Below are 15,627 nucleotides of genomic sequence, written 5' to 3'. Positions count from 1 at the left end.
ACGCCTCGAACGCGCCGGCGACCCGGGCTACGTGTCGCGCGGCGGTCACAAGCTCGCCGGCGCGTTCGAGGCGTTCGTGCCGCAGGGGCTGGTCGTCCAGGGGCGGCGGGCGCTGGACGCCGGTGCCTCGACCGGTGGCTTCACCGACGTCCTGCTCCGGGCCGGGGCCGCGCACGTGGTCGCCGTGGACGTCGGATACGGACAACTCGCCTGGTCTCTCCGAAACGATGAACGCGTCACCGTCAAGGACCGTACGAACGTACGGGAGTTGACGCTTGAAGCAATCGATGGGGAGCCTGTGGATCTTGTCGTGGGGGATCTGTCCTTCATCCCGCTCGGGCTGGTCCTGCCCGCCCTGACACGGTGCGTGCGGCCGGACGCCGATCTGGTGATGATGGTCAAGCCGCAGTTCGAGGTGGGCAAGGAGCGGCTGGGCAGCGGCGGCGTCGTCCGCAGCCCGCAGTTGCGCGCCGAGGCCGTGCGGGGAGTGGCCGCCAAGGCCTGGGAGCTGGGACTGGGGGCGAAGGGCGTGACCGCGAGTCCGCTGCCCGGACCCTCGGGGAATGTCGAGTACTTTCTGTGGCTGCGGGCCGGGGCTCCGGAACTGGACCCGGCCGACGTCGACCGTGCAGTGGCGGAGGGGCCGCTTTGACACCGAACCGAGTGCGTACCGTTTTCCTGCTCGCCCACACCGGCCGCCCGGCGGCCATCCGCAGCGCGGAACTCGTGGTCAAAGGGCTGCTGCACTCCGGAATCGGGGTGCGGGTGCTGGAGACCGAGGCACGGGACCTGCCGCTGCCGGACGAGGTGGAGACCGTCAGGGAGGCCACCCCCGAGTGCCTCGACGGCTGCGAACTGCTGATCGTGCTGGGCGGCGACGGCACCCTGCTGCGCGGTGCGGAGTTCGCCCGCGCCTCGGGCGTGCCGATGCTCGGCGTGAACCTCGGCAGCGTCGGCTTCCTCGCCGAGGCCGAACGGGACGACCTCGACAAGGTCGTCGACCGGGTGGTGAGCAAGGCGTACGAGGTCGAGGAACGGATGACCGTCGACGTCGTCGTGCACCAGAACGGCACCATCGTGCACACGGACTGGGCGCTGAACGAGGCCGCCGTGCAGAAGGTGTCCGCCGAGCGGATGCTGGAGGTCGTGCTGGAGATCGACGGGCGTCCGGTGACCGGGTTCGGCTGCGACGGCATCGTGTGCGCCACCCCGACCGGATCGACCGCGTACGCGTTCTCCGCCGGCGGGCCCGTGGTGTGGCCCGAGGTCGAGGCGCTGCTGATGGTGCCGATCAGCGCGCACGCCCTGTTCGCCAAACCGCTGGTGACCTCGCCGGACTCGGTGCTCGCGGTGGAGATGCTGCCGCACGTCCCGCCCGGCGTGCTGTGGTGCGACGGGCGTCGGACCGTGGAACTACCGGCCGGCGCGCGGGTGGAGGTCCGGCGCGGTGCCGTCCCGGTCCGGCTGGCCCGGCTGCATCACGCCTCGTTCACGGACCGGCTGGTGGCGAAGTTCGCACTGCCGGTCTCGGGGTGGCGGGGAGCACCGCACTAGCACGCGCATTCCCCTTCGTCCGGCCTCCGCCCGCGCCGTACCGGGGCACCGGGACCCGCCGGTGAGCGGGGTCCCGCTCGTGGGTGACGACCTGCGGTGTTTTCGTCCGGGCGGGGGGCGGCGTCGCACGGCGCGAGGAAAACCTCGTAAGGTCTGGGACGTGTTGGAGGAGATGCGGATACGGTCGCTCGGAGTCATCGACGACGCCGTGGTCGAGCTTTCACCCGGCTTCACCGCAGTCACCGGTGAGACGGGCGCGGGCAAGACCATGGTGGTCACCAGTCTCGGGCTGCTGCTGGGGGGAAGAGCGGACGCGGCGCTGGTGCGGATCGGTGCCAGGAACGCGGTCGTCGAGGGGCGGATCTCCGTGCCCGAGGGCGCCGCGGCCGCCGCACGCGCGGGAGAGGCCGGGGCCGAGCTCGACGACGGGGCGCTGCTGATCAGCCGTACCGTTTCCGCCGAGGGGCGTTCCCGGGCCCACCTGGGCGGGCGGAGCGTGCCCGTGGGGCTCCTCGCCGAGATCGCCGACGACCTGGTGGCGGTGCACGGGCAGACCGACCAGCAGGGGCTCCTCAAGCAGTCCCGGCAGCGGCAGGCGCTCGACCGGTACGCGGGCGACGCGGTCGCCGGGCCGCTCGCCGAGTACACGGGGGCGTACAAGCGGCTGCGGGCCGTCACCACGGAACTCGAGGAGCTCACCACCCGCGCGCGTGAACGGACCCAGGAGGCCGACATGCTGCGCTTCGGGCTCGACGAGATCGCCGGCGTGGAGCCCCGCGCCGGCGAGGACGTGGAACTGGCGGAGGAGGCCGAACGGCTCGGGCACGCCGAGGCCCTGGCGTCCGCAGCGTCCCTCGCCCACGCCGCTCTCGCCGGAAACCCGGAGGATCCCGAGAGCGTCGACGCGGGAACGCTCGTCGCGGGCGCCCAGCGGGCCCTGGAGGCCGTCCGGGCACACGATCCGGAGCTGGCCGCGCTCACCGACCGGATCGGCGAGGTCGGCATCCTGCTGCGGGACGTCGCCGGGGACCTCGCCGGGTACGCCGACGACCTGGACGCCGATCCACTGCGGCTGGCGGCGGTCGAGGAACGCCGGGCCGCGCTCACCGGGCTCACCCGCAAGTACGGCCAGGACATCTCCGCCGTGCTGGCCTGGGCCGAGGAGAGCGCCGCGCGCCTCACCGACCTGGACGGCGACGACGAGCGGATCGAGGAACTCACCGCCGAACGCGACCGCCTGCGGGCCGAACTGGGCGGGCTGGCACAGACCCTCTCCCAGGCGCGCACCGAGGCCGCGGAGCGCTTCGCGGCCGCCGTCACCGCGGAGCTCGCCTCCCTCGCCATGCCGCACGCGCGCGTGTCGTTCGACATCCGGCAGACGGAGGACCCGGACGGCGTCGAGGTCGGCGGGCGCACGGTCGCCCACGGACCGTCGGGCGTCGACGAGGTGGAGCTGCTGCTCGCCCCGCACCCCGGCGCGCCGCCCCGGCCCATCGCCAAGGGCGCCTCCGGCGGTGAACTGTCGCGCGTGATGCTGGCCGTGGAGGTCGTGTTCGCCGGGACGGACCCGGTGCCCACGTATCTGTTCGACGAGGTCGACGCCGGTGTCGGCGGCAAGGCGGCCGTCGAGATCGGGCGGCGGCTCGCCAAGCTGGCGAAGAGCGCCCAGGTCGTGGTCGTCACCCATCTGCCGCAGGTGGCCGCCTTCGCGGACCGGCAGCTGCTGGTGGCGAAGACGAACGACGGCACGGTCACCCGGTCCGGTGTGAAGGTCCTCGAAGGGGAGGACCGGATCCGGGAACTGTCGCGGATGCTGGCCGGCCAGGAGGACTCCGAGACGGCCCGCGCCCACGCGGAGGAACTCCTGGCGACGGCACGCGCGGACGGCTGACAGCCCCACGCGGACGGCTGAGGGAGCCGGCGGTCGGCCGGTCGTCCACGGAGGCGTCGGCCGACAGGAGGTACTTCGTCACTCGTACGGGTGACGTTTCCGTCCGCTCCGCTGCGGACGGCCGCTCCGGTCGTTGCCGGAATTCCCTTGCTTCCTGGCATGCTTGACCGAGCACGCGTAGGAGACCGTGCGGCCCATCCTCTCCGCACGGTCCTTCTGTACGTTCTTCGGGACCACCCGACCCGAACCAGGAGCTCGGCCACGTGACCCCCGTGAGCAGCCACTCACCGCACGGCCAGACGCCGCTGCGCACCGTGCAGGTGCTGGGCGGCGGCACCGCCGCGACCAGCGCCCACGTGCGCTCGCTGGCCGCGGGGCTCGTCGCGCGGGGCGTGCGGGTCGCGGTGTGCGCCCCCATCGAGGCAGAGCACGCCTACGGCTTCACGTACGTCGGCGCCGAGCACGTGCACGTGCCGCGCAGCAGCGACCCCGGCTCGTTGTCCGCGCTGCGGGCGGCGTGCGCGGACGCCGACCTGGTGCACGCGCACGGTCTGCACGCCTCTTTCAGGACCGTGCTCGCCCTCGGCGGGCGGCGCACCCCGCTGATCGTCACCTGGCACGACCGGGCGCCCGCCGAGGGCGCCCGCGCGCACGTCCTGCGGCTGATGGAGCGGCGGGTCGTCAAGGCGGCCACCGTGGTGCTCGGGACCACCTCCGCCCTGGTCGACCGGGCACGCCGGACCGGAGCGCGGGACGCGAGGCTGGCGGCCGTCGCCTTCCCCGGGCTGCGCACGGCCCCGCAGGCGGAGGACCCGGACGGGTCGCAGCTCAAACTCCTGGCCGAACTCGGCGCCATCGGACGCCCGTTGCTGATCGCCGTCGGCGCCCTCGAACGCGACCGCGGCCACCACACCCTGCTCGACGCCGCGCACGGATGGCGCCGCCTCGACCCCCAGCCGCTGGTCGCCGTCGCGGGGGAGGGGTCGCTGCGTGGTGAACTCCAGCGCCGGATCACGGACGAGGACCTGCCGGTCCGGCTCGTCGGAGGGCGCGACGACATCACCGACCTGCTGGAGGCCGCCGACCTCGCGCTGCTGCCGAGCCGACGGGAGGGACGCTCCGTCCTCGCCCAGCAGGCCCTCCACGCGCGCGTGCCGCTCGTCGCGGCCGCCGCCGGCGGCATCCCCGAACTGGTCGGCGACGCCGCCGAACTCGTCCCGTACCGCAACGCGCGTGCCCTCGCCGACGCCGTCGTACGGCTCCTCGGCGACCCCGGACGCCGGGACGAACTCAGGACCAAGGGCGTCCGGCAGGCGGCCGGATGGCCGACGGAGGACGAGGCGGTGGCCCAGGTCCTCAGCGTCTACGACGAGTTGACGCAGCCCCGGCCCCTGATCTGAGACCGCCGGACCGGACGCGCCGCCTTCCGCGCGGGGCCGCGCTCCCGGCCACCGCTCCCGGCCGCCTCCGCCGGACGGGCCGGGCCCGTCCGGCGGACAGCGTGCCCGCTCAGCCCCCGTACGCCCCCGAGGCCGTCAGGCGCAGGGCCGTGTCGATGAGGGGGACGTGACTGAAGGCCTGCGGGAAGTTGCCGACCTGGCGCTGCCGCACCGGGTCCCACTCCTCGGCGAGCAGGCCCAGGTCGTTGCGCAGGGCCAGCAGCCTCTCGAACAGCCTGCGGGCCTCGTCCACGCGGCCGATCATCGCCAGGTCGTCGGCCATCCAGAACGAGCAGGCGAGGAAAGCGCCCTCGTCGCCCGGCAGCCCGTCGACGCCCTCGTCGGAGCCCTCCGTCGGGTAGCGCAGGATGAAGCCGTCCGAGGTGGACAGCTCGCGCTGGATCGCCTCGATGGTGCCGATCACCCGCTTGTCGTCCGGCGGCAGGAAGCCCATCTGCGGGATCAGCAGCAGCGAGGCGTCCAGCTCCTTCGAGCCGTACGACTGCGTGAACGTGTTGCGCTCCTTGTCGTAGCCCTTCTCGCACACGTCCCGGTGGATGTCGTCACGCAGCTGCTTCCAGCGCTCCAGCGGGCCGTCCACGTCACCGGACTCGATGAGCTTGATGGTGCGGTCGACGGCGACCCAGGCCATCACCTTGGAGTGCACGAAGTGGCGGCGCGGGCCGCGCACCTCCCAGATGCCCTCGTCCGGCTCCGTCCAGTGCTTCTCCAGGTAGTTGATCAGCTTCACCTGGAGCAGGGACGCGTAGTCGTTGCGGGCCAGGCCCGTCATGTGGGCCAGGTGCAGGGCCTCGGTGACCTCGCCGTACACATCCAGCTGGAGCTGGTGCGCCGCGCCGTTGCCCACCCGGACCGGGGCGGAGTTCTCGTAGCCGGGCAGCCAGTCCAGCTCCGCCTCGCCGAGCTCGCGCTCACCGGCGATGCCGTACATGATCTGCAGGTTCTCCGGGTCGCCGGCCACCGCGCGCAGCAGCCACTCGCGCCAGGCGCGGGCCTCCTCGCGATAGCCGGTGCGCAGCAGCGAGGACAGGGTGATCGCCGCGTCCCGCAGCCAGGTGTAGCGGTAGTCCCAGTTGCGGACGCCGCCGATGTCCTCCGGCAGGGAGGTGGTGGGCGCGGCGACGATGCCGCCGGTCGGGGCGTAGGTGAGTGCCTTCAGCGTGATCAGGGAGCGGATCACGGCCTCGCGGTAGGGGCCGTGGTACGTACAGTGCTCCACCCACTCCCGCCAGAAGTCCTCCGTCGCCTCCAGCGACTGCTCCGGCTCCGGCAGCGGCGGCGGCTCCTTGTGCGAGGGCTGCCACGACAGCGTGAACGCGATCCGGTCGCCCGGCGCCACCGTGAAGTCCGAGTACGTCGTCAGGGACTGCCCGTACGTCTCGGCGGACGTGTCGAACCACACCGAGTCCGGGCCCGCGACGGCGACCGTGCGTCCCTCGTGCCTGTGCACCCACGGCACCACCCGGCCGTAGGAGAAACGCATCCGGAGCGCCGAGCGCATCGGCACGCGGCCCGAGACGCCCTCCACGATGCGGATGAGCTGCGGCGCACCGTCGCGCGGAGGCATGAAATCGGTCACCCGGACCGTGCCGCGGCCGGTGTCCCACTCGGACTCCAGGATCAGCGAGTCGCCGCGGTAGCCGCGCCGGGTCGCGGCCGGCGGCTGGGCATCGGGAGCATGCGCCGGGCCGATCCGCCAGAAGCCGTGTTCTTCGGTGCCCAGCAGGCCGGCGAAGATGGCGTGCGAGTCGAAGCGGGGCAGGCACAGCCAGTCCACCGTGCCGTCCCGGCAGACCAGGGCAGCGGTCTGCATGTCTCCGATGAGTGCGTAATCTTCGATGCGCCCGGCCACGTGCAACTCCAGTCGAACGGCCACGTCACCCCACAAGGGGTTGTCGCTGGTGCGGTCAAGGGGTTTTTTTGAAATGCGTCGTTGAGCGATGAAGCAAAGCAGTCGCTCAGCCGTGAATGCAAAGCGCCCATTGTTACTCAACGAACTGACGAGCTTGTGTTGTTCCGGTGAGACGGGCGGGGGTGGTGCCGTTCGGCCGGCCGGGCTCGCCAGCGGGTGTCCGAGCAGGATACGACGCACGTAGACGGTCTGTGTGCCGCTCCGGCCAACGCGCATCCGCCGAACGGGTGAGCAGAGGGTGAGGGACGTGTGACGGGTCACGGAAGCGTGTCCGCGCATGCGCGGAGCGTGCCCGGACCGTGCCCGGACAGCATTGTCCCGCGGCGCTGATACGCTGGTAGCCCGTGGACCGGTGGGCCCCTTCCCCGGAGGGGAAATCCAAAAAGGGCACCCCCGAACCGCAGCGACGGCGCCGCCGGATTCCTCCGGCAGCCGGTCGCCCCGCACCCCCAGACCGCGACCACGGGAGCCCCCTCTTGGCCATGCCAAAATCCACGACGACCAAGCACATCTTCGTCACCGGGGGTGTCGCCTCCTCGCTCGGCAAGGGGCTGACCGCCTCCAGCCTCGGCATGCTGCTCAAGGCCCGCGGTCTGCGCGTCGTCATGCAGAAGCTCGACCCGTACCTCAACGTCGACCCCGGCACGATGAACCCCTTCCAGCACGGTGAGGTCTTCGTCACCAACGACGGAGCCGAGACCGACCTGGACATCGGGCACTACGAACGCTTCCTCGACCGTGACCTGGACGGCTCCGCCAACGTCACCACGGGCCAGGTCTACTCGACCGTGATCGCCAAGGAGCGGCGCGGTGAGTACCTCGGCGACACCGTGCAGGTCATCCCGCACATCACCAACGAGATCAAGCACCGCATCCGCCGCATGGCGACGGACGAGGTCGACGTCGTGATCACCGAGGTCGGCGGCACGGTCGGCGACATCGAGTCGCTGCCGTTCCTGGAGACCGTCCGCCAGGTGCGGCACGAGGTCGGCCGCGACAACGTGTTCGTCGTCCACATCTCGCTCCTGCCGTACATCGGTCCCTCGGGTGAGCTGAAGACGAAGCCCACCCAGCACTCGGTCGCGGCGCTGCGCAACATCGGTATCCAGCCGGACGCGATCGTGCTGCGCTGCGACCGCGAGGTGCCGACCGCGATCAAGCGGAAGATCTCGCTGATGTGCGACGTCGACGAGGCCGCCGTGGTCGCCTGCCCCGACGCCCGTTCGATCTACGACATCCCGAAGGTCATCCACACCGAGGGCCTGGACGCCTACGTCGTGCGCAAGCTGGACCTGCCCTTCCGGGACGTGGACTGGAGGACCTGGGACGACCTGCTCGACCGGGTCCACAACCCCGACCACGAGATCACCCTCGCCCTGGTCGGCAAGTACATCGACCTGCCCGACGCCTACCTCTCGGTCACCGAGGCGCTGCGCGCGGGCGGTTTCGCCAACAAGGCCCGGGTGAAGATCAAGTGGGTCACCTCCGACGACTGCAAGACCGCGGCCGGCGCCCAGGCGCAGCTCGGTGACGTCGACGCCATCTGCATCCCCGGCGGCTTCGGGGACCGCGGGGTGCTCGGCAAGGTCGGCGCGATCCGCTTCGCGCGCGAGAACCGGATTCCGCTGCTCGGTCTCTGCCTGGGCCTGCAGTGCATCGTGATCGACGCGGCCCGCAACCTCGCGGACATCTCCGACGCCAACTCCACCGAGTTCGACCCGGCGACCTCCCACCCGGTCATCTCCACCATGGCCGAGCAGCTCGACATCGTCGCCGGTGACGGCGACCTGGGCGGCACGATGCGGCTCGGCATGTACCCGGCCAAGCTGGCCGAGGGCTCGATCGTGCGCGAGGTGTACGACGGCAAGGAGTACGTCGAGGAGCGCCACCGGCACCGCTACGAGGTGAACAACGCCTACCGCGCGGAGCTGGAGAAGAAGGCCGGCATCGTCTTCTCCGGCACCTCCCCGGACGGCAAGCTCGTCGAGTACGTCGAGTACCCGCGCGAGGTCCACCCGTACCTGGTCGCGACCCAGGCGCACCCGGAGCTGCGCTCGCGTCCGACGCGTCCGCACCCGCTGTTCGCGGGCCTCGTCAAGGCCGCGGTCGAGCGGAAGATCTCGAAGTAGCACACCGGTTGTACGGTTGCCGGGGCGTGAAACCCTCAATCGGCGAGCGCCCCGGCCGCCGCTGTGTGCCAGTACGCCTGTACGTCTGGGAAGGACCGGAATGACCGGAATGACCATCAAGGACACCCCGGAGGAGTGGGAGGTCCGGGCAACCAGGACGCCCTTCGTCGGCAACAAGACCTCCGTACGCACCGACGACGTGGTCATGCCCAACGGGACCGTGGTCCACCGTGACTACCAGGTCCACCCCGGCTCCGTGGCCGTCCTCGCCCTCGACGACACCGACCGCGTCCTGGTCCTGCGCCAGTACCGCCACCCCGTGCGCCACAAGCTGTGGGAGATTCCGGCCGGCCTGCTCGACGTCCCCGGCGAGAACCCGCTGCACGCCGCCCAGCGGGAGCTGTACGAGGAGGCACACGTCAAGGCGGAGGACTGGCGGGTGCTGACCGACGTCTACACCACCGCCGGCGGCTGCGACGAGGCCGTGCGGATCTTCCTGGCCCGGGGGCTGTCCGAGGCCGACGGCGACCGCTTCGACGTCGAGGACGAAGAGGCGGACATGGAACTGGCCCGGGTGCCCGTCACGGACCTGGTCCGCGGCGTGCTGGCCGGCGAACTGCACAACAACTGCCTGGTGGTGGGTGTGCTTTCGCTCGTCGCCGCGCGGGACGGAGACGGACTCGACGCGCTGCGTCCGGCCGAGGCGCCGTGGCCTGCCCGCCCGTTCGAGGCCTGAACCACCCCGGTCTCCTTGTGATGTGACCATCGGCTGATCCGATCGGGGGATGCGTCCGCCGTGCTCCACACGGAACGTAGCAGAGCGTGAACTAGGCTCTGAAAAACGTCCGATCCGGAGTCCCGGCGGGCTTGCGCGTGCGGTGGGACGGGAGTGTGGCCCGTGACGGACCAGGCGGTGGACACGGACGGCGTGCGGTTCTCCCACGACGTTGCCGCGGAGACCCGATTCCTGGGCCGCACCAGAGAGTTGAAGGAACTCCGGGCCGACATCGAGCGCGCCGGGCTCGACACCCTCTCCGGCCGCAAGGCTCCCCGCGCCCGGGTGCTGCTCATCGCCGGCCGGCCCGGCTCCGGCCGGACGACGCTCGGTGAGGAACTCGTCCGCCAGGTCGCCGACCGCTACCCCGACGGAGTACTGCGCGCCCGGCTGAGCGAGACCGACGGCGCGCGCGTGCCCGTCGAGCGCTCCGTGCGGGAACTGCTCGACGCGCTCGAGGTGCCCACCCCGGCCGGCGCCGACGAGGACGATCTCGTCGAGGCGCTGCGGACCGCCCTGGCCGGCCGCCGGACGCTGCTCCTGCTGGACGACGCGGCCGACGCCGAGCAGGTCGACGCCCTGCTGCCGGACAATCCCGACTGCCTGGTGATCGCCATCTCCCAGGGCCCGCTGACCGGCATCTCCGACGTCCGCCCCTGCACCCTCGGCGGCCTCGACACCAAGTCCTCCGTGGAACTGCTGTCCCGGATCGCCGGCTCGGTCCGCATCACCGTCGACCCGCGGGCCGCGGAGGGCCTGGCCGAGCAGTGCCAGGGACAGCCCGCCGCCCTGGTCCTGGCCGGCGGCTGGCTCGCCGCCCGGCCCAAGGCCGCCGTCGCCGACCTCGCCAGGCATCTGCACGCCGGAGCCGACGAGGGCACCGTGACCGGCCGCGCCCTGCGGCTGGTGCACGACGAGCTGCCCGCGCCCGCCGCCCGGATACTGCGTCTGCTGAGCCTCGCCCCGGCCGGCCTGGCCGACCCGCACACCGCCTCCGCCCTCGCGGGATGCTCGGTGAGCAGCGCGCGCACCATCCTGGACGACTTCGTCTCCGTGGGTCTGCTGCACGCCGTGGAGACCTCGCCGCCGCAGTACGAGGTGCCCGGCTGCCTGTACCCCCTGCTGAAAGGCCTCGCCGAGGCCCACGAACGGCCCGGGGAGCTCCAGCTGGCCCGCGCCCGCATGCTGGAACGGACCGTACGGCTGCTCCAGTCGTGCAGGGCCATCACCGAGACCGACAGCCCCCAGGCACGCGAGAAGCTCCTCGGGATGCCGCGCTCCCTGCGCTTCCCCAGCCCCCGCGACGCCGCCGACTGGCTGCGCGTCCGCAGGCCCGCCCTGCTGGCCTCGGCCCGCCTCGCGGTCGCCGACGGGACGCTGGACACCCTGGCCCGCCGCCTGATGGCCCAGCTGGTGCGCGCCATGGTGGCCCACTTCGGGACCCGGGCCGCCGCCGGCGACCTCTACGGCATCCACCACCTGGTCCTCGACGTGGCCGAACGCCGGAGACTTCCCCGCGAGCAGGCCGCGGCCCTGCTGAACCTCGGCGACCTCGACGCCCGTACCGGCCGCACGGCCGACGCGCTGGCGCGCTACCGGGCCGCGCTGGACGCCGGCCGCGCGGCGAACGATGCGTACGCGACCGGCCGCGCCACGGAATCCGTGGGAGGCGCCCATCTGGAGCTCGGCGACTTCGACCGGGCCGCCGACTGGTTCGGCCGGGCCCTGGCCGAGCGGCTCGCCCAGGGCGAGCGCGCGGACGCCGCCCGCCTGTACGGCCGGATCGCCGCCGCCCACACCTACGCCGGCCGCTACGGCGAGGCGCTGCGGAACTGGCGGGCGGCGGTCGCCGGGCACCGGAAGAACGGAGATCTGGCCGCCCAGGCGCGCGCGTTGAGCGAACTGGCCCGGGTCCAGGAGTACGCGGGCCGTCCCGAGGATTCGCTGCGCACCTGCCGGGAGGCGGTGGAGTGGGCCCGGCGGGCCGAGGACACCCGGCTGCAGGCCGCGCTGCACCTGCGGCTCGCCGACACCTTCGACCACCTGGGAGACCCCACGTCGGCCGCGCTGCACCGAAGCTCGGCGGAGCAGATGCTGGAAGAAGAGGCCCAGGAGCCCGGAATCGACCCGAAACAAGAAGGCAGCGCCTACGAAATCCTCGGCTCTCTCGCGGAAGATTGATGCTTTGTAAGGCTGTGCAGCGGGAATGCCTTCATTGAAATGGTCTTGCCGCGTCGTCTTCCGCGGTCTCTCCCGGTGTGCGCACGTGTGCCCGGGTATGTGTAGCACTACCTCATGTCCCCGAACCAAGGACCGTGATCGACGTGAAGGTCGGCATCCCCCGCGAGGTCAAGAACAACGAGTTCCGGGTGTCCATCACCCCCGCCGGCGTGCACGAGCTGGTGCGCCACGGTCACCAGGTCGTCATCGAACGCGGCGCCGGCGTGGGCTCCTCGATCCCGGACGGCGAGTACATCACCGCGGGCGGGCAGATACTCGACACCGCCGACGAGGTGTGGGCCGCCGCCGACCTGCTGCTGAAGGTCAAGGAGCCCGTCGCCGAGGAGTACCACCGGCTGCGCAAGGACCAGACCCTCTTCACCTACCTGCACCTGGCCGCCTCCAGGGAGTGCACGAACGCCCTCCTGGCCTCCGGCACCACCGCGATCGCCTACGAGACCGTCGAGCTGCCCGGTCGCGCGCTGCCGCTGCTCGCCCCCATGTCCGAGGTCGCGGGCCGGCTGTCCGCCCAGGTCGGCGCCTACCACCTGATGCGGGCCGGCGGCGGCCGCGGCGTGCTGCCCGGCGGGGTCCCCGGGGTGCCGGCCGGCCGTGCCGTGGTCATCGGCGGAGGCGTCTCCGGCTGGAGCGCCGCGCAGATCGCCGTCGGCATGGGCTTCCACGTGACCCTGCTCGACAAGGACATCAACAAGCTCCGTGAGGCGGACCGGGTCTTCGGCACGAAGATCCAGACGGTCGTCTCCAACACCTTCGAGCTGGAGAAGGCCTGCATCGAGGCCGATCTCGTGATCGGCGCCGTGCTGATCCCCGGCGCCAAGGCGCCGAAGCTGGTCACCAACGACCTCGTCTCGCGGATGAAGAGCGGGAGCGTCCTCGTCGACATCGCGATCGACCAGGGCGGCTGCTTCGAGGACTCCCGCCCGACCACCCACGCCGAGCCGACCTTCACGGTCCACGATTCGGTCTTCTACTGCGTCGCCAACATGCCCGGCGCCGTGCCCAACACCTCCACCTACGCGCTCACCAACGCCACGCTGCCGTACATCGTCGAGCTCGCGAACCGCGGCTGGGTGGAGGCGCTGCGCCGCGACCCCGCGCTCGCCAAGGGCCTCAACACGCATGACGGTGAGGTCGTTTACCGGGAGGTCGCCGCAGCACACGGTCTGGACCACGTCGAACTCGCCGCGCTGCTCGGCTGAACCCCGTCGCGCTGCCCGGCCGGACCGGGAAGGCGCCGCGCGGACGCCGCCCCGGGCCGTCTCCGCGTGGCCGTCCCCGACTCGACGCCCGGAGGCCGCCTCCGGGCGTTAAGTCGACCAAGTCGCGCTCGACAAAGGCGATACGTCAACTTCTTTGGTCAACGTCATGCATCCGGACCCACCTTGCCCATCGGGCGCGGCGAGATGTGTGTATGGTCACTTCACGGATCAGGGGCAACTCGCCTCGAACGCACCCCTTCCACCGATTCGCACACCGGTGAAACCTGCCGTGCGACGGCCGTACGCCCTTGACAGAGGGATGTTTCATTGTCGACACATCGGGCCGGGTCCGGCGGATTGTGTTGCTGCGGACCGCCGACACGCCATAGAGTCGCCAACCGTCGGCATGATGCCACGCTGACCTGTCTAGAAGTTTCCTGGTCACCAAGGAGGTAAGACGACTTGTGAATGAGTCGACATTTACTCCCGGGGGTGGTCACCCAGGAATGACTGCACGGGGGCGAGGTCCCGCGGGGTTCGCTCCTGTCGGCTCCGTCGCCGTGCGCACCTTCGCACCCCATCAGATCCAGCAGGCGACTCCCACTGCACACCAGAGCATGGATGGCCATCACGTGAACGCCATGGCCGGCGACGGAAGTGGCGCGCCCCACAACCATTTCGCCGACTACGACGAACTGCCCGAGGGGCACTTCTACGATCCCGACGCCGAGTACGAGCCGGATCCCGAGTACGCGGCCACCCTCGCGCCCGACGCGGCCCGCCAGCGCCGCGAGCGCGTCGGCCCGACCGGACGCCCGCTGCCGTACTTCCCGATCCCGGGCCCGCTGACCGACCACGGTCCCGCGAAGATCATCGCGATGTGCAACCAGAAGGGCGGCGTCGGCAAGACGACGTCGACCATCAACCTGGGCGCCGCGCTCGCGGAGTACGGACGCCGGGTGCTGCTCGTCGACTTCGACCCGCAGGGCGCGCTGTCGGTCGGACTCGGCGTCAACCCGATGGAACTCGATCTCACCGTCTACAACCTGCTCATGGAGCGGGGCATGGCGGCCGACGAGGTGCTGCTGAAGACGGCGGTGCCCAACATGGACCTGCTGCCCAGCAACATCGACCTGTCGGCGGCCGAGGTCCAGCTGGTCTCCGAGGTCGCCCGCGAGTCGACACTGCAGCGCGCGCTGAAGCCGCTCATGGACGACTACGACTACATCGTGATCGACTGCCAGCCCTCGCTCGGCCTGCTCACGGTCAACGCGCTGACGGCCGCGCACAAGGTGATCGTGCCGCTGGAGTGCGAGTTCTTCGCGCTGCGCGGTGTGGCCCTGCTGACCGAGACCATCGAGAAGGTCCAGGAGCGGCTCAACCCCGAGCTGGAACTCGACGGGATCCTCGCCACGATGTACGACTCGCGCACGGTGCACAGCCGCGAGGTGCTCGCGCGTGTCGTCGAGGCCTTCGACGATCACGTCTACCACACGGTCATCGGGCGCACGGTCCGCTTCCCGGAGACCACCGTCGCCGGTGAGCCGATCACCACGTACGCGTCCAACTCCGTCGGCGCCGCCGCCTACCGCCAGCTTGCCAGGGAGGTGCTCGCCCGGTGTCACGCCGAGTGAGTCTGCCGGGGGCCGACGAACTCTTCCGTACGACAGGGGGGATGGCACTCCAGGCGTCCACGCCCAGGCGCCAGGCCAACGGCGAGGGCCGGGTCCCCGCTCCCGCGGGGGAGAGCGACGCGGCCGCGGCCCAGGAGGACACCCCGCAGTCGGTGCCCGCGCAGGGTGGTGACGGCGGGGGCGCCGAGCACGTCGCCACGGACGCGGAGCCGGCCGAAGCGGGCGAGTCCCGCAGCCGCGCCGCGCCGGAGCGCTCCGCGCGACGGCAGGGGGCGTCGGAGGGACCGGCCGCAGAGACGGCTCCCCGCAAGCGCGGAAGGGCGGCGGCACGCCGGCCCAGCGGCCGCGAGCGGCACGACGAGAAGATCACGGTGTACGTGTCCGCCGAGGAGCTCATGGACCTCGAGCACGCCCGTCTGGTGCTCCGGGGCGAGCACGGACTGGCCGTCGACCGGGGCAGGATCGTCCGCGAGGCGGTCGCCGTGGTCCTCGCCGACCTGGAGTCCCGCGGAGACGCCAGCATCCTCGTACGACGTCTGCGCGGACGGTAGCGGTAGCCTGCGGAGGCCATGACCTCGAACGACACCCCCGCCGCCGGACGCGGCCCGCGGCCCGGCCGCCGTCGCACGCTGGGGCGGGGGCCGGGGGGCGTGCCGCCGACGACACCGCCCGCGGAGGCGGGGTTGGAGCCGGACGCCGGTCTGCCGCCCGGGACGGCGCCCGCGGGCCCCGGGACGGGCGACGAACCGGCCGCCGGGCCCGTGGCGGCGGGTGCGGGGGACGCCGGATCGGGGACGCACGACCCGGAGCGTGCCGAGGGGCGCCCGAGGGC

General features: G+C 71.9%; 11 protein-coding genes and 1 pseudogene. 11 read left to right on the top strand and 1 reads right to left on the bottom strand.

What is annotated here, in order from left to right:
• From AOK11_RS20000 to AOK11_RS19985, 4 genes are all read left to right on the top strand, one after another.
• Nucleotides 1-652, top strand: a 652-nt coding sequence (locus AOK11_RS20000; protein ID WP_055595088.1) for a TlyA family RNA methyltransferase, incomplete at its 5' end; no start/stop codon positions are given.
• Nucleotides 649-1,554, top strand: coding sequence for an NAD kinase (locus tag AOK11_RS19995; RefSeq protein WP_055595087.1), 906 nt, complete (start codon nt 649-651; stop codon nt 1,552-1,554). The genes AOK11_RS20000 and AOK11_RS19995, both read left to right, overlap by 4 nt.
• A 172-nt stretch (nt 1,555-1,726) precedes the next feature.
• Nucleotides 1,727-3,445, top strand: coding sequence for a DNA repair protein RecN (gene recN, locus AOK11_RS19990; protein ID WP_055595090.1), 1,719 nt, complete (start codon nt 1,727-1,729; stop codon nt 3,443-3,445).
• Between the two features lie 263 nt (nt 3,446-3,708).
• Complete coding sequence (locus AOK11_RS19985) at nt 3,709-4,845, top strand: glycosyltransferase family 4 protein (RefSeq protein ID WP_055595086.1); 1,137 nt, start codon at nt 3,709-3,711, stop codon at nt 4,843-4,845.
• 109 nt (nt 4,846-4,954) lie between these two features.
• On the opposite strand, the gene AOK11_RS19980 is transcribed toward AOK11_RS19985, so the two are convergent.
• A complete protein-coding gene (locus AOK11_RS19980) occupies nt 4,955-6,757 on the bottom strand; it encodes a glycoside hydrolase family 15 protein (RefSeq protein ID WP_055595085.1) in 1,803 nt (600 codons plus the stop codon).
• Nucleotides 6,758-7,299: 542 nt separating this feature from the next.
• On the opposite strand from AOK11_RS19980, the gene AOK11_RS19975 reads away from it, so the two are divergent.
• The 7 genes and pseudogenes from AOK11_RS19975 to AOK11_RS44030 all read left to right on the top strand — a co-directional run.
• A complete protein-coding gene (locus AOK11_RS19975; protein ID WP_055595084.1) occupies nt 7,300-8,946 on the top strand; it encodes a CTP synthase in 1,647 nt (548 codons plus the stop codon).
• A 109-nt stretch (nt 8,947-9,055) separates the two neighbouring features.
• A complete protein-coding gene (locus tag AOK11_RS19970; protein WP_055595089.1) occupies nt 9,056-9,682 on the top strand; it encodes an NUDIX domain-containing protein in 627 nt (208 codons plus the stop codon).
• 162 nt (nt 9,683-9,844) lie between these two features.
• A complete protein-coding gene (locus AOK11_RS19965) occupies nt 9,845-11,902 on the top strand; it encodes a tetratricopeptide repeat protein (protein WP_055595083.1) in 2,058 nt (685 codons plus the stop codon).
• Nucleotides 11,903-12,036: 134 nt separating this feature from the next.
• A complete protein-coding gene (gene ald, locus AOK11_RS19960; protein WP_055595082.1) occupies nt 12,037-13,161 on the top strand; it encodes an alanine dehydrogenase in 1,125 nt (374 codons plus the stop codon).
• Between the two features lie 506 nt (nt 13,162-13,667).
• Nucleotides 13,668-14,795, top strand: a complete 1,128-nt coding sequence (locus tag AOK11_RS19955) for a ParA family protein (RefSeq protein WP_079034968.1) — start codon at nt 13,668-13,670, stop codon at nt 14,793-14,795.
• Nucleotides 14,780-15,346, top strand: coding sequence for a hypothetical protein (locus AOK11_RS19950; RefSeq protein WP_079034967.1), 567 nt, complete (start codon nt 14,780-14,782; stop codon nt 15,344-15,346). The genes AOK11_RS19955 and AOK11_RS19950 overlap by 16 nt, the downstream gene beginning before the upstream one ends.
• Nucleotides 15,347-15,364: 18 nt before the next feature.
• Nucleotides 15,365-15,627 (top strand): annotated as a pseudogene (locus AOK11_RS44030) (hypothetical protein); the annotation flags it as partial.

This window comes from Streptomyces hirsutus, assembly GCF_001418415.1.
Lineage (GTDB): Bacteria > Actinomycetota > Actinomycetes > Streptomycetales > Streptomycetaceae > Streptomyces > Streptomyces hirsutus.
This window is presented reverse-complemented; position numbering and strand designations above follow the sequence as displayed.

Excerpts from the sequence above, each read along its gene's own strand:
- recN (WP_055595090.1), top strand. The coding sequence starts at position 1,727 with ATGCGGATACGGTCGCTCGGAGTCATCGACGACGCCGTGGTCGAGCTT.
- AOK11_RS19975 (WP_055595084.1), top strand. The coding sequence starts at position 7,300 with ATGCCAAAATCCACGACGACCAAGCACATCTTCGTCACCGGGGGTGTC.
- AOK11_RS19955 (WP_079034968.1), top strand. The coding sequence starts at position 13,668 with ATGACTGCACGGGGGCGAGGTCCCGCGGGGTTCGCTCCTGTCGGCTCC.
- AOK11_RS19970 (WP_055595089.1), top strand. The coding sequence starts at position 9,056 with ATGACCATCAAGGACACCCCGGAGGAGTGGGAGGTCCGGGCAACCAGG.